Origin of the sequence: Psychrobacter sp. AT9, from assembly GCF_047272965.1 — a bacterium.
Classification (GTDB): Bacteria; Pseudomonadota; Gammaproteobacteria; order Pseudomonadales; family Moraxellaceae; genus Psychrobacter; species Psychrobacter glaciei.
Genome location: NZ_JBKOTW010000001.1, coordinates 1,756,003 through 1,776,123, shown reverse-complemented (window position 1 = coordinate 1,776,123; position 20,121 = coordinate 1,756,003). Strand labels below are relative to the sequence as shown.

The 20,121-nt window shown below is 44.1% G+C and carries 13 protein-coding genes; 1 reads left to right on the top strand and 12 read right to left on the bottom strand.

The window, feature by feature from the left end:
• Positions 1–184: 184 nt before the first annotated feature.
• From ACMFL8_RS07470 to ACMFL8_RS07415, 12 genes are all read right to left on the bottom strand, one after another.
• The gene (locus ACMFL8_RS07470) at positions 185–826 is read right to left on the bottom strand and encodes an RraA family protein (RefSeq protein ID WP_413190575.1); all 642 of its coding nucleotides are present in this window, start codon (positions 824–826) and stop codon (positions 185–187) included.
• A 97-nt stretch (positions 827–923) separates the two neighbouring features.
• On the bottom strand, positions 924–3,047 hold the full coding sequence (locus ACMFL8_RS07465) for an IucA/IucC family protein (protein WP_413190574.1): 2,124 nt from the start codon (positions 3,045–3,047) through the stop codon (positions 924–926).
• 4 nt (positions 3,048–3,051) lie between these two features.
• Positions 3,052–5,010: an IucA/IucC family protein gene (locus ACMFL8_RS07460; RefSeq protein ID WP_413190573.1), complete on the bottom strand. Its 1,959-nt coding sequence runs from the start codon at positions 5,008–5,010 to the stop codon at positions 3,052–3,054.
• 120 nt (positions 5,011–5,130) lie between these two features.
• Positions 5,131–6,645, bottom strand: a complete 1,515-nt coding sequence (locus ACMFL8_RS07455; RefSeq protein ID WP_413190572.1) for an MFS transporter — start codon at positions 6,643–6,645, stop codon at positions 5,131–5,133.
• Positions 6,645–7,247: a GNAT family N-acetyltransferase gene (locus tag ACMFL8_RS07450; RefSeq protein ID WP_413190571.1), complete on the bottom strand. Its 603-nt coding sequence runs from the start codon at positions 7,245–7,247 to the stop codon at positions 6,645–6,647. The genes ACMFL8_RS07455 and ACMFL8_RS07450 overlap by 1 nt, the downstream gene beginning before the upstream one ends.
• Before the next feature lie 78 nt (positions 7,248–7,325).
• Positions 7,326–8,720, bottom strand: a complete 1,395-nt coding sequence (locus ACMFL8_RS07445; protein WP_413190570.1) for a lysine N(6)-hydroxylase/L-ornithine N(5)-oxygenase family protein — start codon at positions 8,718–8,720, stop codon at positions 7,326–7,328.
• A gap of 102 nt (positions 8,721–8,822) precedes the next feature.
• Positions 8,823–10,652 (bottom strand): IucA/IucC family protein, encoded by a 1,830-nt coding sequence (locus ACMFL8_RS07440; protein ID WP_413190569.1) that lies wholly within the window; start codon positions 10,650–10,652, stop codon positions 8,823–8,825.
• A gap of 1 nt (position 10,653) precedes the next feature.
• Positions 10,654–12,159 carry a pyridoxal phosphate-dependent decarboxylase family protein gene (locus ACMFL8_RS07435; protein WP_413190568.1) on the bottom strand — a complete coding sequence of 502 codons (1,506 nt, stop codon included), beginning with the start codon at positions 12,157–12,159 and terminating at the stop codon, positions 10,654–10,656.
• Between the two features lie 115 nt (positions 12,160–12,274).
• The gene (locus ACMFL8_RS07430; RefSeq protein ID WP_413190567.1) at positions 12,275–13,624 is read right to left on the bottom strand and encodes a diaminobutyrate--2-oxoglutarate transaminase family protein; all 1,350 of its coding nucleotides are present in this window, start codon (positions 13,622–13,624) and stop codon (positions 12,275–12,277) included.
• A gap of 357 nt (positions 13,625–13,981) precedes the next feature.
• Entirely contained in the window at positions 13,982–16,123 is a 2,142-nt protein-coding gene (gene fhuB / locus ACMFL8_RS07425) for a Fe(3+)-hydroxamate ABC transporter permease FhuB (RefSeq protein WP_413190566.1), read from the bottom strand.
• Positions 16,120–17,166 carry an ABC transporter substrate-binding protein gene (locus tag ACMFL8_RS07420; RefSeq protein ID WP_413190565.1) on the bottom strand — a complete coding sequence of 349 codons (1,047 nt, stop codon included), beginning with the start codon at positions 17,164–17,166 and terminating at the stop codon, positions 16,120–16,122. The genes fhuB and ACMFL8_RS07420 overlap by 4 nt, the downstream gene beginning before the upstream one ends.
• A 50-nt stretch (positions 17,167–17,216) precedes the next feature.
• Positions 17,217–17,981, bottom strand: coding sequence for an ABC transporter ATP-binding protein (locus ACMFL8_RS07415; RefSeq protein WP_413190564.1), 765 nt, complete (start codon positions 17,979–17,981; stop codon positions 17,217–17,219).
• Between the two features lie 194 nt (positions 17,982–18,175).
• On the opposite strand from ACMFL8_RS07415, the gene ACMFL8_RS07410 reads away from it, so the two are divergent.
• Complete coding sequence (locus ACMFL8_RS07410; RefSeq protein ID WP_413190563.1) at positions 18,176–19,492, top strand: SIP domain-containing protein; 1,317 nt, start codon at positions 18,176–18,178, stop codon at positions 19,490–19,492.
• Positions 19,493–20,121 lie beyond the last annotated feature (629 nt).

Sequence of the window (20,121 nt, the reverse complement as noted above, 5' to 3'; positions counted from 1 at the left end):
GTCAAATAGTGGTATCAGTTATATTTAGCTAACAATACTGTGTGTACTAACTTTGTGAACGATATTGTAAATGATAATCGTTTTTATTTCTATATGTATTTATACTTTGTTAGTAAGTGCTTACTTATGATGATTCTGGGTTCAGCTGAAAATCTAATTTTTGATAACTTCACTAGGACACGCCCTAGCTCTCAAACAACTTATCTAACTGATTATTACGATATGCCTCAAAAAATAGCTGAAACTTAACCTCATCTGCTTTATGCTTCTTTTGACAATCTGATAATAGTTGCTGTGCTACATCAACAGACAATATGAATACTCCGTCACTATCCATCATAGCGATATCGCCTGAACGGATAATCGTTGTTTGCTCACCAAAGCGATAGCAAATATCGGAGGCTAATGTTCCTTGTGCCTGATCGCTTTTAAATGTGGTCACAGCACTGATGCCTTGTGCAAATACCGGAAATCCCAGCTGCTGAATTTGTACCGAGTCAGTCGCCTGTCCAATGACAATGACCGCCGATAGCTTCTCATAGATAGCGGCGCAAGTGCGCAATGCTCCCCAACATGCTCTAATGCCTAATACCTGAGCATCAATACATAACACATCATTTGGCGCTGCTTGAATCAATGCCTGGTTGATCACATCCGTGTTATCAGAGGCTAGCTGGACTGTTAACACTCGGCCTACTATGGTAGCCGTGCAGGGATTGAGAGGCGTAATATCTGGTAAATACCCTTCCCCAGTCAGATGACCAATGGTTGAGGTACCTATCTCTTTATAACCGTCTATAAGGTCGTGAATATCGATGTCATTCATTGTGTTCTCACTATCACACTTTTTAGCTTTTGCTTGTTTCTCGATAACTTTTATCGCATCACTAAGTAGCTATTAGTTAGTTAAAAGAGTTAATTGGCTAGCGGCTTTTCTTGATACGCTTGAACGGGTTGATTGTTTTACTTTCTCCAGCTGGCATACTGCCATGAGGGTCAGAACCACGGGCAATCACGGGCAATAGCAATGTTTTATGCGGATAATGTGAACCATTCAATAACTCGTCACGAATAACCTGACGTTGATCATCATCAAAATCGATGGTTACCAAAGACTGCTCAATACTCATCATTGCCTCGTGCCACAGAGTCTCTTCATTGATATGATAATGCTCAGCCAATGACTCGATAATCGCCCGAATATTAACTAACAACCCTAGCGACTGTAGATAGAATATTAACGCTTGCGGCGTCTCGCGATATAGACGGTTTTTAAAATCTGGCGGACTTAGATATTCAGGATCTGATATTCTATGGCGTGCCAACCATGGTATATGGATGCGTACGGAATCATGGTCACGTAGTAACAGACTGGTAAAACGATTGTCTTTTAATACAATAACAATATTTTGCCCATGCATCTCAGGTGCAAACCCTAGGCGTAAACAGCGCAGCATCGTCCCCAGAAATACATCACAAAGATTCTTAAAGCACGCTATGGTAGCGAGTTTTTTGATCTGCAACGCGCTTTCTTGGATGCTGTCTTGAGCACTGTTTTGGCTACCATGCTGAATGCTATCCTGAACAATCCCGTCAAAAATGTGATGGCTGGCACCCTGCTTGTAAACCAACATACCCAAGCTTGCCATGGGTAACAGTTGAATCTTATCGTCACACAGATCTGCTGGTAATTGACGTAGCATCGCGCCTAAATGCGTGGGCTTTTCTTGATAAAATTGCGGATTAATAGCGCTTTTATCATGCAAATGAGACGGAGACATATAACCCCACCACAGACGTTCATCCCATAACCGTAGCTGTGCTGATAGTACCGAGTCTATTGTTCTTGCCTGCATCAATATGGCTTGGTTTTTTTCACCATTGATCAGCTTGAGGGCTGGCAAGTAACGCTTTGAGTTCAGTGCGTACACACCTATAGGCAGCTTAATACTATTTGGTGTATCAGCATCAATTAACATACTGCGCATCGATGAGCTGGCATAAGTGATTAGCTCGTCAAACTTGAGGGCGACAAGGGCGACAATTGTGCCATTGGCAAGATCGTCGGCATACATCTCATCAATTACATGAGTCATTTGCCAAGGGTGTACAGGCATCGCAATGTGTGTCTCCGTAATACCTTTATCGTCTAGCTCTCGCATTAACTTCTGCTGCTGCGTAGTATCCAAAAGATATTTCGCTGGATTTTGCGTTGTTGTGTCTTTGACATGATCTGCCACCATGACATGGCTTTTGGCAATGGCGACCCATACCAGCGTGATAGGCTGATTAAACTCTGCCATATAACGTTTGTATTCTGTTGCCGTAAAGCCTAACTTGCCTTTAGCCAATGGATGAAACGGACGATCCATCAGCGAAGCCCACTGCTCCGCCGCAATCAAGGTTTGATGCCAATGCGGATACTGACAAACTGCCGTCGTGATGTTTGCTGCTGCCGACTGTATCTGAGCTATAAAAGAAGTCTCTAAGCTTTCTTTTAACTTTAAGACACCGATATCAGACAACGCGGCACTATCCATCATTGATAAAAAGATATCTAACAATTGCTGTGCTGAGCTTACTGGCTCTAGCAAAGCGCTATCTACATGATGGCTATTATTAAGGATGCTATTAAGATTGCTGTTAAGACTGACATTGACGTTATGTACGATAGGAAGACAGAATTTAGACAATCGCCACTTTGAAGCGTAAGCAGGCTCTACCAATAGTAACAACTGTCTATCTTGGTCAACTTTCATTACCATTAACGGATTGTCTTGGTCAAAAAAATCTTGATACTGCTGTGGTAGCGACGCTAAAAATTGATGCGCATCTTGAGCTTGAGATGCTTGAATCGTCTGATGACTGGCTAAATACTCAGCGGTGGTGGTCACTTGAATAAGGTGCTCATCCACCCACTGCTCTAATAGAAAGCACTCTACTAAATGGCTAATCAGCGACCATTGAACAGCCTCGACATCTAGCTCAGGGTTTGCATCAAGGTGGCTGTTTTGCGCAGAAGTTTGCACAGGGAATAATGTATGCATCGTCTTACCCCTGACTTTTAAACAATGGGTTATTGATGTATTTAATCGGGAATGCTTTATCTCCGAATAATCGACGCTTAGCCAATGACTCAATGCGCGTTTGTTTAGCGAATACATCAAACAAGCCGAACCGTACTTGATGCTCTGGATGGGAGGTTTGATAGTCGGTCACGCAGTCAGCAACCTGTTGCCAAAACGCCACTTCAGAATAGTGATAATGCGTCTGCATGAAAATCGCAATGTCTGACAACGCCACAAAGAATAAGCAAGCAACCGTCATATCACGAATGCCATCTGTATCTTCGGTCTCGATAAATGAGCCTCTATTTAAGGCAGCATGGGCAGGTGGCAAGCTATAAAAGTCTGGACGCAAGTATTGTTGGGTTAAGTGCTCAGGTGAATAGCGAACCCCGTCATGCAAATCTTTTAATAAGACTTTTACGGGATAGCCATCTTCATGTACCAAGATGATGTTTTGCGCATGGCACTCTAATGCCACACCATAACCAAATAAGATATGTAGTAAAGGAGTGACAGTGACCTTAATCAACTGCGCAATCCATTCCTCTACACCATATTTGTCAAGCCAAGGTGCTATCAGATGCGAGCCATCAGCATTGATATAACTGACACCATTGAGCGGGAATGCTGTTTGACCTTTTGATAGATACTGACTGACGTTTTCTCGCCAAATAGCAGCTAGCCCGCCATACATATTTGGATGCTGGTAGCCACGTGTGCGTAACGCCTCATGATCTAAGCTAACGCCAACGGTCTCACCTAAAAACGCAATGGGTAATGCTTGGGCGGTCTTGTCATCTACAATCAGTTGGTTTAACCAAGTGGTGACAACAGCCGCATTCATCACGGTATGCTTTGCCAGTATTCGTGTGCTTGAGGTGTTAATCAGGTGCATACTCAGCTTTAAGTAGGCTTTATTATTACTGGTGTCAGTATTAACATTGTCATCAGCATTACCAAGCATCGTCAGTGAGCGAATAGACTGCTGAGCGCGGTACTGATGACCTGCACTACCTAAGTAGATAACCTCTTGCGTGGCAAGCAGTGGCTGTAATGCTTGAATTAAGGTATTTTGCCATTGCCAAGGATGCGCAGGTATTAAGCAATAATTATTAGCCGTCTCGTCTACTTCATGACTAGCTGTACCTTCGTCTTGCTTATTTGCGATTGTAAGTACTTCTGTAAGTTTGGCATTGAGTGCATCAAATTCATCAACACCCACATAATCTTTCACCCATTCATTTATATCGATGCCGGTAGTGGTATTACTCACCAGTAGCTCTTTTTTGACCGCCAACCACACTACGTCGATGTTTTGATCAAACTCTGGGCCATAGTCATAGTTGTCTTGTAAATCAAAACCAATACGAGATTTAAAACACGGATGATAAGGATGCCCTGCCGTCAAATAGCCTTCGAGTTGCTCATAAGTGAGTTTATTAATAGCTACAGGCACATTAGAAGCCAGTATCTGAGACTGTGTTTCATTCACTAAGGTATGACGCAGCTCTTTGATAAAGCTATCTTTGAGTTCTGCACCTTCAATATTGAGCAAGATATCACTTATTACATGCTCAAGAATGGCGTCTTGAGGAACACCGTTAACCACTCGCTGCACATTCAAGTCATTTAAACGGATGATGTCAAAACTATAATGAATATAGCCTTGCGCGGTATAACTGACATCATCACCTGCTTTGATAATAAAATTCAGCAGGGCCTCGTTACCAGTACTTTCATGAGCGGTGTTCGCACTTTCAGGTTCAAAATCAATGATATTTTCATATAATAACGCTTGTAGCAATTGCTTAATCACCCGTTGCTCAGCGCGTGCCATGATTTTAGAATCGACAGGTGATTGCCACGGTTTAGTCGCACAAGTAACGTCAGTACTATGATTGCTATTATTGTTTTTGGTAGAGTTTGCTAGATTATTGGACATAGATATAAGTTTCCTGTCTGAAAATTGAATCAAATAAAAGTATGAATTTAGACGCATATAAAGCGAATGATAATTATTTACGTCAATAAGTTAAAGTAAACCCCGATACGGGGTATTTGTTTATGGGGATCGTGGTAATTTGCACGCTGAAGGAATCGTGAATAATAAAATCACCGCGATGACCACCAGTATTTCTTGGATCGCGCTTGCCATACCATCACTACTACCTGCTACTAATAACTGCGCACTTCGACTGCCTATATAAAGGGTGGACAGCGTAATAAATATAGTAGAGATGATGCGGCGACTGATATTATTAAGTGCCGCTCCCTCAGTGACCGAGTCTTTGGGTAAGCTGCTAAAACCAACCGTCGTGGTCGGCAGGTATGCTAGACCCACTCCAATACCGCGCATACTCATAATCAACATTAATAGCCAAAGCGTGGGCTGATACAAGCACCATGCCAGCATCAAGGTAGACAGCGCACTAATCGCAATTCCTACGATGCCAATCCCTCTGGCACCTTGCTTATCTACCATCTTGCCAGCGTAATGCGTGGTGATACTGGCCACGAGGGTCGCGACCATTAGGACAACGCCTGTCCATAAAGCACTCTCGCCCATCACGTCTTGTATCAATACGGGCAATAGTAAGAGACACAGCATCAAACCAACTGTTTGGCTAATACTAATGATATTACTGTGCAAATAGGTTTTATTACGGAACAAGCGCACGTTCAATAACGGATGACGCTGCCGCCGCTCATATGCCCACCAAACCATTGCGGACAGCAAGAATCCGACAGACAACAAACCCAACGTGGCTATCTTTAATAATCCGTCACTACTGAACAATCCACCAGTAAAATCTATTTTCAGCGTGCTCAGCCAAACCATCATCGCAAGCAGCCAAATGAGTAAACTGACAAACCCAATGGTATCGAAAGGGCTTTTTTCATCATGTGAGCGCATATCGGGTATTAACCACCACACCATCGCCATGACCGCCGCACTTAATGGCAAGGTAATGGCGAACAGTGTCCACCACGCAAACTGCTCAACCAAATAAGCCCCTACCAAAGGGCCAAACGCCAACGACATCATAATAACAATGCCCCATAGCGCCATTACTCTGCCATGCTGCTGCTGCGGATAAATCTGATACAGCATACCAATAGAAAGTGGAATAATCAGACCGCCACTCAGCCCTTGTATGGCTCTAGCAATGATAACAAGGCTCATACTAGAGGCCAGCATGCCAATGGCTGAGCCTAGCATAAACCCAAAAATGGCCGCCAAATAAACATGCTTAAAAGGAAACTTTTTGTTTAAGTAGCCACTCAGCATTAGCCCCACACTCATGGCTAAGACATAAGCATTTAACACCCAGCCGCCCATTACGATATCGACATCAAACACCGACATAAAAACAGGAATGGCTGGGTTAAGCGCACTATTACTAAAGCTGACAACCGTACCGCCGAGTAATAGTGTCAATAATACCTGCTGTACTTGTTTGTTGCTCAAGCCATGACTACTATTACTCGAGGCTTCGCTTATAGGCGACTCATTGGTAGATGCCTTATTTATAGGGGCTTTATTTATAGGAGCTTTATTTATAGGAGCTTTGCTCATTAAGCAGTGGCACCATAGAAATTGAGATAACCTCTAGATTCTAGAAATTCATCGCGATTGCAAAAATACAAAGCAGCGGTCTTTTCTGGCATCTCAATCAGACGTTGTACGCGATAAGCGAAGCTATCAGCAATCCATTGATACACCTCAACCTTATTATCCGGCTCGACCACGATTTTTTTGGCCTCAGTATGCTCAAATATAAACTTGGTAATCATCATACCTGTTGGCTTGAGATAACCTTTACCCACTACTGCTGGATCGCCAAGCAAAATATGCCAGCCCATGTCCGTCTCTTTGGCTTTGTAATACTGAGACAACCGGTCACGAGCCGTTTCATAAATCTCTGTATAGCCAATCGGCTTATCATCACAAAGTATGAGGTAGAGACGCTGATGATCATCAGCCAACATTTTTTCAAAATGTGTTTTTAGCTGCGGCATTGGGAGATGTAGCTGCCACTGATCAACCACATGCTCAGCATGCATCCATTTATATAGTAGCGGCATGTCTTCTGGATAGCTGACAGGTCTCAACGCAAACGTCTTTTGATAAGCCTCAATACTAAAGGTATCGGGTAGGTTTTGGGTAATGGTCGGCATGACTGACTCCTGATTGTTATACAGTTATATTGTTATGTGATTAATAGGATTTTTATGAAATACGAGTCTTATAAAACATTACGCGCCAAAATTTTGAAATACTTTTAAGGCGTCGGTGTCGTAAGTCTGCCCACCTGTCAACTGGTTGATGATGCACCCTGCTCGATAAGCACCCAGCCCCAAGTCTGGTGCGCCAACGCCATGAGTATGGACCTCTTGGTTTTGTACAAAAATATTGCCATCAGTCGCGATGTCTTTTTGATCCGTCAGCACATATTTCAGTGCATAGTCTCTATCAATAACTGGCTGATCAAACTCATCGTGCGCGATGCTAGGTAGTAGCGTATTTAAGCACTCAGGCAGACCGTAACGATAGCCTGTACCAGCAATCACACAATCATACTCAGCAGTAAAATCTTGATTCTGTTCACGCTGTCTACCTACCAGTTTTATGGTGCCTGTCGACTCTGGCACTTCTAGCATTGTTGTCAGCGTTGCCTCAACCACTTCACAGTTGGATAGCAACGTCGAATACAAATCTTGATTGGTAATACTACGCTCATAGAGACGATGATAGATATCACGTATGGTCTCAAAGCCCATGCCTTTATAGAGCAGGTCTTGCTTGGCAGTGACTTGAGGTTTGGTTGCTGAGTCTAAATCATAAAAGTAATCTGTATACGCAGGGCTAAAATGCTCTAAACCTAATGGGGAGTATTCCATGGGGAAAAAACCTGCCGAGCGAGTCATCCAATCTAGCTGAAACTTAGGGTTGTCATTAGTACTATCATCGCCATCAAACTGCTGATCAAACAGCGTTCGATACACCTCTGCTGAGGACTGTCCAGACCCCAACACCAATATTTTGGTCAGCTTGTTGTCTGCCTGGGTACTATTCAGATCAAGGCTACTAGCATTGAGGCTGTCCAAGTCAAAATTGTCTGCAAAATGGGCGGTGTGCATACAGCGGTTAGGCGCTTGCTTGGCAATGTCCTGCAACGACGGTGGTAGCGTGGCCTGTGTGCCCGTTCCTATAACTAAATTTTTAGCATGATAGGTGTTTTGTTTGCCTTGTTCAGAGACTGTCACTACAAACCCATCATTGCTATCGTCAAACATCACGTCTATCACTGCCGCATCAAAATTCAGACTGTCCAGCTGCCCTGCTACCCACTGGCAATAATGATTGTACTCTTTACGATAAATTTTAAACTCTGCTAAAAAGTAAAACTTGAGCAATCGCTGCTGAGTATGTAAATAATTCAAAAAAGAATACGGACTGGTTGGGTCTATCATCGTCACCAAGTCTGCCATAAAAGGCACTTGCAGCGTAGTGTTTGGCAATATCATGCCTTTATGCCAATTAAACTCAACCTTTTGCTCAAAAAACTTGGCGGTTACGTTTGTCTTTGTCAGTAATGCTGCCAAACTTAAATTAAACGGCCCTACGCCAATACCAATAATATCTAACACTGTCGCCCCTTAGTGATTTGGTGGTCACGTTAATTCTGCTGCTAGTTCTTGTCGAACCCTAACTTTTATCGTGTGCTAATTTTGCCGTTCCAATATGACGTGCTACGTCATCATAGGGTTTGGGATATCGACATAAATAGACTGGGTCTCAACAGGCGCGGTCAGCTCATCGAGTGCATAGAGTCTGGTGAGTAGATTGCCCTTAAACGGCAATGTAGGACTACGTAATAACAAATCAAATAACGAGCGATGTGGGTATTGTTGCTCTAACGCTATTAAGCATTCTTTAAACGTCGTGATTAATGCATCCTCACTCACAAGCTGAGTACGAGCAATAGCAGTAATAAGACCAAATATACTGTTACCAACTAGGTAATAGGCAAATCTTGAGTCGGCAAAGTCTTCTGGAATGACACACTCTCCTTCGCTAATAAGCTCGGGATAAGCGTCAATGAGCGGCGTGGCATACTCTGCAATATAGCCAAAGCCTTGATTGTCTCTGGCCCAAAATTTAGTGGGATAGCCGTCTTTTAGCTCGATCAGACTGTTTTGCTGATGTACCTCAAACCCAATACCATGCTGATAATACATATGAACCAGCGGTATAAAACCAACTTGTAAATAAGTGTCAAACCACTGGATAGCCACCTGCTCTAAAGGTTCATCTGTCCGTTTATGGATGGACTTAAACAAAGTCTCTAAGCGATTGGTGAGACGGGTTGGATGGTCTTGGCTTAAGCTGGCAAGATTGGTGACTTGCGTATCCTCTGTAAAAGGGTTGTCACGTAAGATACAAATAGTCTCATCAATGATTTTTCCGTCGACACGTAAGGCAATCCAAGCAGGATCATTCAATACCGCAATTGTAGGGTACTCGGTTTTGAGCTGAGTACCATAGTCGCTACGCCAGATTCGGCAGGCATGCATACCGCGTTTGCATTCTTTGGGCAGGTTAATCCGCACAGAATTGGTAATCGCTACAGACAACGACAGTTTAAACATCCAAGGCGCATCAAAGGCCGCCAGTGTGCGTACTGATGTCGTTGGGTGTAGATACCAACCGAGCTCACCCAAGTCGAACAATTGACCTTGTTCTAGCAGCTTTTGATACCACGGCTGCTGCTGCAAAAACCTTGCTTGCCAAGGGTGCAGTGGCAACAGCTTATAGTCTGGATGCTCATCGACAAGTTGCTGCTGATAGCCACTCATATCAGCTTGTAGCTTTGATTTGAGCGCTGTGGTAATACTGTCGCCATCTACAAATTCTTCTGTAATACAGCTAGGATGCACTAGCCAATAGTGCAGCTGGGTTTTGCTACTGGTCTCGGGCGCATACTTAGCCCATTCGGCACCATAAAAGCCAGCACGGCCTTTGGGTGTAGGGTGCATAGCATGACCGTAAATAAGGTTTTGCTCGGTTTGAATGAAATCTTGCTGATAGTCAATGATGTCATCAATCTCATCATTACGATGCTCTAAAATAATCTGTAGCCCTTCATAACTCTCAATCCAGCGCTTTAATACGCCATTGGCATCTAGCATCGCTTTGTCTTTATAACGATATACGATGTCTTCAATAATCAAAGACGCTAGGCTCATAGCAGAGGATTTTATCCATCGGCTGTTTTGCAAAAGGTCGTCCCGTTGCGTGTCTAGTTTCGAGTCTGATCGTATGCTTACCTGCTTATTCAATATAAGTGGCGTGCCCGCCAAACGATGCTGACCCAATTGGCTCACTCTATCGATAGGTACTACCATTACCGTGTTCGAAGGCAATAGCATTAGCACTAATAGAGGCTTGTTTTGTGAGGCCTGCTTCTGTATATCATCCTGCTGCTCTACGGCAATAATATCGCCGCGCCCAGTCTCAAAACAGTAAGCATTGATTAGATTTTGTAGTGTAAGTCGATCAAGCGTTTTATGCTGCATCATGTTATTTTTTCCCATCAACGTTCAGGTTGTCAGAATTGAGTCGGTTAAAACCAGCAATAGCCATCTGCTCAATGATGTCTGCAATATCATTGATTTGGGTATTGGGGTTTAGAATGGTGAATTTAAGGCAAAGGCGCTGCTCAAACTGGGTGGTGGCCACATTGGCGATATTATTGACCAATAATTCTTGTGCGATGTGGCGATTGAGCTGTGCGAGTTGTTCATCAGATAGCTCGGTATCTTTAGGTATAAAGTAAAACAAAACACTGCTGATAATGGGCTCATGTACCAGTACAAAATTTTCATTTGCATCAATCAGCTGTGCCGCCTGCTTAGCAGTATCCAGACAGCTATCAATCAAGGCTGCATAGCCATCCGTTCCCAGTAAGTCCAGCGCCATCCACAGCTTTAAGGCATCGAAACGGCGTGTGGTCTGTAAAGAGTACGTCACCAAGTTTGGGATATTGTCTTGTTCGTCATCAGCAGAGTTTAGATACTCACTATGATGGCGAATGCTCTCAAAATTTCGATTGTCTCGTAAGAGAAAAGCGCCACAGCTAATCGGCAAGAAGAAATGTTTGTGAAAATCTAAGGTAATAGAGTCAGCCTGATTCAGCTCCTCAATCAAGTGTCGATAGCGCTGTGATAGTAGCAATGCCCCGCCCCATGCTGCATCGACATGTAGCCATATCTGTGCATCACGGCAAATTTTTCCAATAGCCATTAGAGGATCAATTGCACCCAAATCCGTTGTGCCCGCAGTTGCAATGATAGCCATCACATTGTCAGTACCTAGCTGATCTATCTGATGTTGTAAGTCAGACATTAGCATGGCACCTGATGCATCTGTCGCTACTTTAATGACGGAACGTTGGCCTAGACCTAGTAGAGCAGCATTTTTTTCGATAGAAAAATGCGCTTGATCTGAGCATAGAATACTGCCGCTAGACTGACCCATCAGGCCGTCCTTTTGCACATCAACGCCCTTAGTCTTATAGAATTGATTGCGTGCCAGCAGTAATCCCATCAAATTACTTTGCGTACCACCACTGGTAAAGACGCCACCAGCGTTATGGTCTGTCTGTTCATCAAAGAAGGCATCAGAGATGTCACCAAACTGACAACGTTGACACAGCCAATGGATTAAGTCTTTTTCAATATAGGTCGCTGCTGGGCTTTGGTTCCACGAGTCCATACTTTGGTTAGTAGCCGCGATAATCATCTCAGCAATCTGACCAATAACCAGTGTGGGCGGATGTAAGTGGGCTAAGCAATTCGCATTGGCCGTCGACACACAACTGGGTAAAAACTTACTTTGAATATCAGCGAGTATCGTGTCGATGTCTCGCCCTTGTTCACGGATGCTAAAGGTATTGGTCGCTTGCACTTGTTGCGGTGTGCCGCCCAAATACACGTTATTGTCGTCTAGCCACTGTTTGATGACAGCGCTGGTTTTTTGCATATGCGCGACATATTGCTCACTGGTTTGCTGGTTTAATAAATGCAAAATATCCTCACTTGTTTATTCTACGATGGTATAAATCGCAAATAAGTGACTTATTATTAGAGTTGTTATCAGAGTTTTTTATAAATGTGTGAATCATGCTAAAGCGCTGGCAAGACTATTGATTGTCTTGTAGCGCCATATCAAGCCTTTGCAAGACTTGCTGCAGCTCATCTTTGGTTATATTGAGTGGCGGCAATAATCGCAATACTGTGCCACCGCGCCCGCCCTTTTCAATCACCAATCCATGCTTAAAACACGATTGCTGGATTTTGGCGGCCACATCGCTGTCTGCCGGATAGCTACCGTCATTTTGCTTAGGTAGGCTGGGATTGACAATCTCTATGCCAATCATGAGACCACGCCCTCTGACTTGACCCATTTTTGGATAGCGCTGTTGGCGTATTTTTAGCTGCGCCATGAACCATGCACCTATTTCTAAAACATAATCAGCAACGTTGTTGTCTTTTAAGTAATTGAGAGTGGCAAGGCCAGTCGCCATCGCTAATTGATTGCCTCTAAACGTGCCAGAATGATTGCCTGCCTGCCATACATCGTATTGTTTTTTGATACCCAATACCGCAAGTGGCAGCCCACCACCGATTGCTTTTGACATCACAATCATATCGGGATCAATATCAGCATATTGATAGGCGAACCAACGCCCTGTACGGCAAAACCCTGTTTGCACTTCATCGATAATCAGCATAATGCCCAGCTCTTTTGTCACTCGGCGCACATGCTTCAGCCACTCTATGGGCGCAGGGTTGACACCGCCTTCCCCTTGTATAACTTCTAAAATGACTGCGGCTGGTTTCACCACGCCACTCTCTACATCTTTTAAGAAGTTTTCAAAGTAGCTCATATGGGCATGAATGCTTTGCTCAAAAGGCAAGCCAAATGCGCAGCGATACATATTGGGATAAGGCAAGAACTGCACCGAGCCCATCAGGCCTTCGATACCTTGTTTAGGTGCCAAGTTCCCTGTCACCGCCAGAGCACCATGCGTCATGCCATGATAGCCACCGCTGAAGCTAACCACACCTGAACGACCAGTGACTTGTTTGGCGAGTTTAATCGCTGCTTCTACCGCATCAGCGCCTGTCGGGCCACAGAACTGTAAGCAATACTCATCGCTATTGGTAGCGAGTAGCTTGTACATGAACTCGCTAAATTTGTCTTTTAACGGAGTGGTGATATCCAATGTATGCATCGGTAGGTTGCTGTCTAATAGCGCTTTGATGCTTTCTGTGACTACGGGATGATTGTGTCCAAGTGCCAGCGTGCCAGCACCTGATAGGCAGTCGATATACTCATTACCTTCCACATCAGTGATCCACGCCCCTTTGGCTGATTGAATCGCAAAAGGTAGCTTACGTGGATAACTGCGAACCTTTGATTCAAATTGTTCTTGACGGTGTAAGTAGCATTCGTTATCAAGTGGTTCGTCTAAAAGGATCGTGTCCATAGCTTCAGCCTTGTTATTGTCAGTCGTCTTGGATAAACATTCAAAAGTAAGTTTTGACGCTTACTTCTTAAAATACTGCTTATTAGTATTGAATGATAATGTAAATGATAATCATTATTATTAATGAGGCGTAGTATCTACTACCAATAACTGACTGTCAACCCAGTTTGCGAATTTTTCAGTAGATGAACACGATAAAGAGAGCTGTTAGCGCGAAGTTAAGAATGACGAATTAAAGATGAAGAAAACCATCACAAACCGTCAACCGATCAGTGACACACAGCTACCCAGCACAGACAGTTTTGGACTATCTGTGCTCGCTTATATCGTTGGTTAATAGCTATCTAAAGACATCAGCTATCTACTTGCTGTGGCTGGCACCTTACGAATGAGCCATAAGAAGTAGCCACCACCGATAATCGCCGCAATCGTGCCCGCAGGCAGCTCATAAGGGAAAATAACATAACGGCCAATCCAATCTGCTATCACCATCACGCCTGCCCCTAAAAGTGCAGCTAATGGCAATTGCCGTTCAAGCTTTACAGCGCCCAGTGAAGTAGCTAAGTGAGGCACCATCAAACCAATAAAGCTCAATGGACCAACGGCAAGCGTACTGGCCGTACTAAGCGCTGCCACTAGTACCAGTAATGACAAGGTAACTGGCGTGACTGCCACACCTAGATTACGTGCCACACCTGTACCTAATCCAAGGACACGCAAGGGTTTTATAAGCAATAAACTGAGCACAAATAGAATAGCGGCAATACCAATGAGATACCATACTGTACTGGGCTGGGCGCTATAAGTTGTCCCTGATAACCAGCTGAGCATTGCTTCTAGACGCGGGTCTCCTGAGAGCTTGACCATATGCATCACCCCATCCATCATGGCGGCAATACCTATACCTACTAATAATAAATAACCTGAGCTGACCCTACGTGCTAGCCAAATAATCAATAGCAGCACAGCCATCGCACCTGACAGTCCTGAAACCAGCCATGTCCCTGCGCCAGCGGATAGCCCTAAACTTGGTAATAATAAAAACCCTAAAATAACCCCAAGTGCCGCGCCTGAACTGACCCCCAACACCTCAGGACTGGCCATGGGGTTACGCGTTAAGGTTTGCAGTAGCACACCGGCCACTGCCAACATCAAGCCTGTGGCCGCAGCGCTCAAACTACGAGGCAAGCGATACTGCTGCGTGAGCACCCAGTCTGTACTGAGCCCCCAACCATTGATATCTTGCACAAACAGACAAGCCAGCATGATGATAGCGAGCACACCAGCGCCCCATCGCCAAAATGCAATGGATGTATGCTTACCTGTAAGCATCGGCGTCACTGTCTCTATCCGCTCACGGCGCTGACGCAAAATTAACCAAATGATTAACGGTGCGCCTAGAATGCCTGTCATGGCACCAGCTGGAATCTGCATATCAAGTATCGGCTCAAGCAGTAACGCGACATTACTGGTCAACAATAACAGCAGCGCCCCCAACCCAAAAGCAGTAGCCAAACGCTTACCAATAGCAGAAATACCTAGCGCATTGACCAAACTTGCTGCACCAAGACCAATAAAACCAATTAAACCAACTTCACTAATCACTAAGGCCGTCACCACGGCGACCACCAATACAACAAGTGCGCGAATCCCATTAATAGGCACACCCAGACGTTTTGCCTGCGTGTCATCTAGACTCATCAGCGTTAATGGTTTCAGTAATGGCAGACATACGACCGCCATCAAAATAGCAGTGATGACTAGCGCGATACTGGTATGCCAGCTGTTTTGTGCCAAAAACCCAGCCGCCCATGACAGCATGCCATTGCTACGCTCAGCAAAAAACAACACCAGTACATTGGCTACTGCTGCCAGCAAAATATTGACCACCAAACCGGCCAATATCAAAATCAATGGATTAAATCGACTGGGTGCTGATAAGGCAAATACCAGACCCATACTGATGATAGCTCCTACAAAGGCTACATAAAGTCCGCCATAAATAGCCAAGCTTGGCAAAAATAACGTGACGATAAGCATGGCCAACTGTGCACCCACGCCCACACCTAGCGTCGTATCTGATGCTAAGGGATTTTTTACCAATTGCTGTAGTAGAATACTGACCACGCCTAATAGCCCGCCAGCCAACAACGCCACTACGCTGGTTGCCACTATATGTAGCTGTACCGCCATACTGGCAATATCCAATTGCGAGCTAGGTATAAGCAAGTCACTAAATGGGCGCGTCCACTGCTGACCTAGCAGTGCCCAACTACTCCATAATGACAAAACCGCTAATCCGATGAGCATGGCCCACAGTCGCCAAGACATACTGGCAAACAAAGAAATCTGGGAATTGGGTTGATTTGGTGGCAACGATGAAGATGACGACGATAATGGTTTTGGAGTCGTTATGGTTTCAGAAGTTGATGTCATCGTATGAGCACTGTCGGTGTTGTTATTGATATGATTGTTGTGAGTATTTGCATTGGCGCTCATAGTACATCCCCGCCTTTTAATGATACTTCTGACAATTTATTTGCTAGGCTGACCAATGACGACATACCGCCATAAATCCATACTGGAGGTAGCTCCCCCACACAGCGGGTATTGCCATAACCTAAACGCTGCCAAATCAAACTGTCATCAATTTCAGCTCTAGTGATTGGACTGAGTGGATCGATAATTAATAAACAAGTCTCATCATCTAATTGCGCCAAATCTCCCATCCGTATCGGCACAAATCCCCAATTATTGCCTTTGCCCAATACCACAAGCTCTCTACCCATTTGCTCTAACGCAGGCTGAAATAAGCTGTTTGCCACATACATACGCATATTATTGGCATCTGCAAACTGTACCACCGCAAACTTTTTGACTCTTGGATAACGCTGCTGCAATTGCTGACTGGCCAGCTGTATGTCTTTTTGACTTTGTACAATATAGTCCTCAGCCATCTTTGGATTATCAATCAGTACGCCAAGCTCCCGCGTCGGTTCGGTATAGTCAGCCCACGTTGCCGTTTCTCCTTTGGCGGCAAACATCACAGACTCAGCAGGGACATCGCCATATAAGTTACGTGCATGCTCATAAAAGTAATTGTCTATAACCATATCAACAGGCAGTTGGGCGATTAGCTCAGCATTGGGCTGATAGCGGATGCCCAAATCTACGGTTGATGATGGCAGTTTAGGGCTTCTAACCCACCTATCCCAAACCCTTATATCACCTGTCGCAATTGGTGCATGCCCCATCGCTGTCAACGTCGCCGCATTGCCCCAGTCAGGAGAGACGATGTTCATCCTATCGCTATGACTGTTTTCTGCTGCTGAGGTAATGCTTGATGGCAACTCATCGAGCTGATCGGTAGTCTTTTGTGTGGACGTCTGATTATTACAGGCGGTCAATACCAAGCACAATGAGAGCGCGAACCATTTCAGTGTTGGCACTGTTGGCACTGTTGGCACTGGCGTCACTGATACTGGCTTAAGCTTAGCTATTGGGCATTTCGATGATTGTTCTGTATAAAGAATGGGAGGCATAGAAGCATATCTTTGTAGGCGAATTAGAAAAGGGAGCAGAAACCAGGAGGTTAAGCGATTGCAACAGGCTGTCCAGTAATAGGATGACTGAGCAGCTGCATATCGACATTAAAGATATCGCGTAGCACGGTAGGTTGCATGGTACTGGCGATATCGCCGTTGTGACATACTTGACCATTTTTCAGCGCAATAATTCGATCCGCATACTGCGCGGCCAAATTAATATCGTGGATAATAATCACCACGCTTAATCCTTGCTCATCCACCAAACGACGAATAAGCTGAATGACCTCAATTTGATAATGCATATCAAGGGCAGCAAGTGGCTCATCGAGCAACAAATACCGCGTATCCTGTGCCAGACACATCGCGAGCCAAGCACGAGCGCGCTCACCACCTGATAGCGTGGCAGTAATTCGATCAGCAAACGCTTCGGTTTGAGTCAATTCTAATGCTTGCGCGACTTTATCTTTATCTATTTGAGTTGGCTTTTGTAGCCATTTTTGATGTGGATAGCGCCCTAGCATGACCAGCTCGCGCACCGTAAATCCAGCCGCTTCGGGCAATTGCTGCGGTAGATATGCCATTTGCCGTGCCAACTCCTTGCTGCCGTAGTCATTGATGCTGCGCTCGTCTAATGTGACATCACCACTACTACTTGCCATCTCGCCTGCCAATGCTTTAATCAAAGTTGATTTGCCAGAGCCATTATGCCCAACCAAAGCCACCAGTTGATTGGTATCAATCTCACAGCTCACATTGTCTAACAGAGTATTTCCTTGACGGCTGATAGTCAGCTGGTTTGCACGTAGCATATAAGCACTCATTGTTGATAAAAGTAATATGTCATAAGAATGATGGTGTATCGATCATTGGTTATAGGCCAATTTTTTGGAGACCGAAACACAATAAGAATTGATTTTACTCGTAAATGATAACAAAAACAATTATCATTAACTATAAAATCATTCACTTTAATTTCAACGCTCTGTTGATTGCGAGTATTTATATGACCAACCTTCTTTTAGCTTCTACAAAAAACACCGATAATCAAAACAGACAATACACTCCTCTAAACGACCCTGAAATAGCAAGTGTGGTCGCTCATATTAATGAAGAGCACCTCGACGAACTACTTGGATTCTTGAGTGTGTTTACTTCATTATCTACCGCCGAATTGGATCTGGTCGATGCGCAAATAACTGATATTTATGCTGAAGGTATTGCTATACAGACTTGTCCAAAAGGCTCAGAGAATCAACCAACTGATGCTCAAGATAGCTCGCTTCATGACCAGATCTTCTTTATCGCTTTTGCTGCCCCTATCTCCCAGCTTGATGACTTGCAAGCTCAATATATCTTGCTAAAACAAAGAGCAGATAAAAAATTGGGCAAAAAAACAATCAAACTGACCAAGCAAGTATTTGATGTGCAGAGTAGTTATAGAATCAGCAAAAATATGCTGCGCCTTGAGTTGAGCATGCCGTCATTAGATGACGCTCAATCAAGTGATATTAAGGACGCAACAAGCTCGACGTCAGTACCTACCAACGAAGCAGGTTACGCGTACTTGTTTGACTTAGAGCACAATGCAATGACGAGCGCATTGATGACTGACAGCATTGATGGCAATGAAGCTGATGGCAATGCGGTTAATGACAGTGAAAAAAATAACGTACGTCCTACTCGTCTTCACTGTTATTACACGCTAAGAAAAGCATGGCATACCGATGATGATATACGAGCATGGGTCGATGTTTTTTTACATGGGGATACGTCTGGTGGCAACTGGGCAGCAGCACTAAAAACAGGCGAGACTGTTGTCACAAAACGAGAGTTTCCAGAAAAGGTGGAGCACTTGCGAGGTGGTCAAGGGGTATTGATTGTCGATGAAACATCGATGCCAACGGCAGCACGACTGCTGGAGCTGTGGAACAATCCTACGCCACCATTAGTTATTTGTGTGACGCAAGATGCAGACGATCAAAGTTATTTTGATACAGTGAAAATGCGCAGTAGCCTTGATAGCATTGGTAATGACAACAGTAACATTGATAATAAAATTGATTGCGATACCGAAACCCACGGTAATGACCACTTTACCGTATTGCCTATAGTGACCAATCAGGCAAACTCAGGATCAGATTTAGCCACGCTGATTGACAGTACACTAGGTGATTATTTAACTGACAACCCTCTACAGATTGATAAAGTTTGGGGCGCACTAGAAGCAAATACTGCCAAAGCACTGCGCCCATTGTTGAGAGAGCGACTAGAACTCAGTCGTACCGATGTCGTGGTAAAAGTATATTGGCGTCACGATTAGTTTGCATAAATGACGTTATGTCTCTGACAATACCGGAGCGCTTTATTTTGATAGAAGGAGTCACAATAGCTTTGCGCTAGTACTCAGCGCTTTGCACCATCAAAAAGTGTTTCAGATTAGAGAATCACTTATTAGAGAGTCACTTATTAGAGAAGCACTTAGGGGTCTTTTAAATGGCTCTTGTTTCCACTGAGCTATTTTAATCTAAAGGATTGAATTTGATGCCGTCCAAATTTGCACAGAACAGTACTATGACCCTGATTAAGTGATTCTGTGCAAGTACAGGAGCATGCGTTTTTACCTAAAGGCGCTCAAATCCTCTTTTATCGAATGCAAACCTTGATAGGCTTCTCCATATTTATGGTGCTCACCACTCACTAATCGCCCGCACGCCAATTGAAATATAGCTTAGTCACTCTGTCTCCACTATACTATAATTATCCCCAAGTGAGCCTTGGGAATAATTAAGACTTAAGTTACTATAATAAATAGTTTTATTCATATATCTGGTAATAATTAGTGTCCATACCAGTGTCCAATGATCTTTTTAGTTTATACAAAGTATGACTTTCAGTAGTCATCATTGTTTTAGAAACTATACTCTCAAACGAACTTATAAATATTTTGGA

Excerpts from the sequence above, each read along its gene's own strand:
- ACMFL8_RS07470 (WP_413190575.1), bottom strand. The coding sequence starts at position 826 with ATGAATGACATCGATATTCACGACCTTATAGACGGTTATAAAGAGATA.
- ACMFL8_RS07465 (WP_413190574.1), bottom strand. The coding sequence starts at position 3,047 with ATGCATACATTATTCCCTGTGCAAACTTCTGCGCAAAACAGCCACCTT.
- ACMFL8_RS07460 (WP_413190573.1), bottom strand. The coding sequence starts at position 5,010 with ATGTCCAATAATCTAGCAAACTCTACCAAAAACAATAATAGCAATCAT.
- ACMFL8_RS07455 (WP_413190572.1), bottom strand. The coding sequence starts at position 6,645 with ATGAGCAAAGCTCCTATAAATAAAGCTCCTATAAATAAAGCCCCTATA.
- ACMFL8_RS07450 (WP_413190571.1), bottom strand. The coding sequence starts at position 7,247 with ATGCCGACCATTACCCAAAACCTACCCGATACCTTTAGTATTGAGGCT.
- ACMFL8_RS07440 (WP_413190569.1), bottom strand. The coding sequence starts at position 10,652 with ATGATGCAGCATAAAACGCTTGATCGACTTACACTACAAAATCTAATC.
- ACMFL8_RS07430 (WP_413190567.1), bottom strand. The coding sequence starts at position 13,624 with ATGGACACGATCCTTTTAGACGAACCACTTGATAACGAATGCTACTTA.
- fhuB (WP_413190566.1), bottom strand. The coding sequence starts at position 16,123 with ATGAGCGCCAATGCAAATACTCACAACAATCATATCAATAACAACACC.
- ACMFL8_RS07420 (WP_413190565.1), bottom strand. The coding sequence starts at position 17,166 with ATGCCTCCCATTCTTTATACAGAACAATCATCGAAATGCCCAATAGCT.
- ACMFL8_RS07415 (WP_413190564.1), bottom strand. The coding sequence starts at position 17,981 with ATGCTACGTGCAAACCAGCTGACTATCAGCCGTCAAGGAAATACTCTG.
- ACMFL8_RS07410 (WP_413190563.1), top strand. The coding sequence starts at position 18,176 with ATGACCAACCTTCTTTTAGCTTCTACAAAAAACACCGATAATCAAAAC.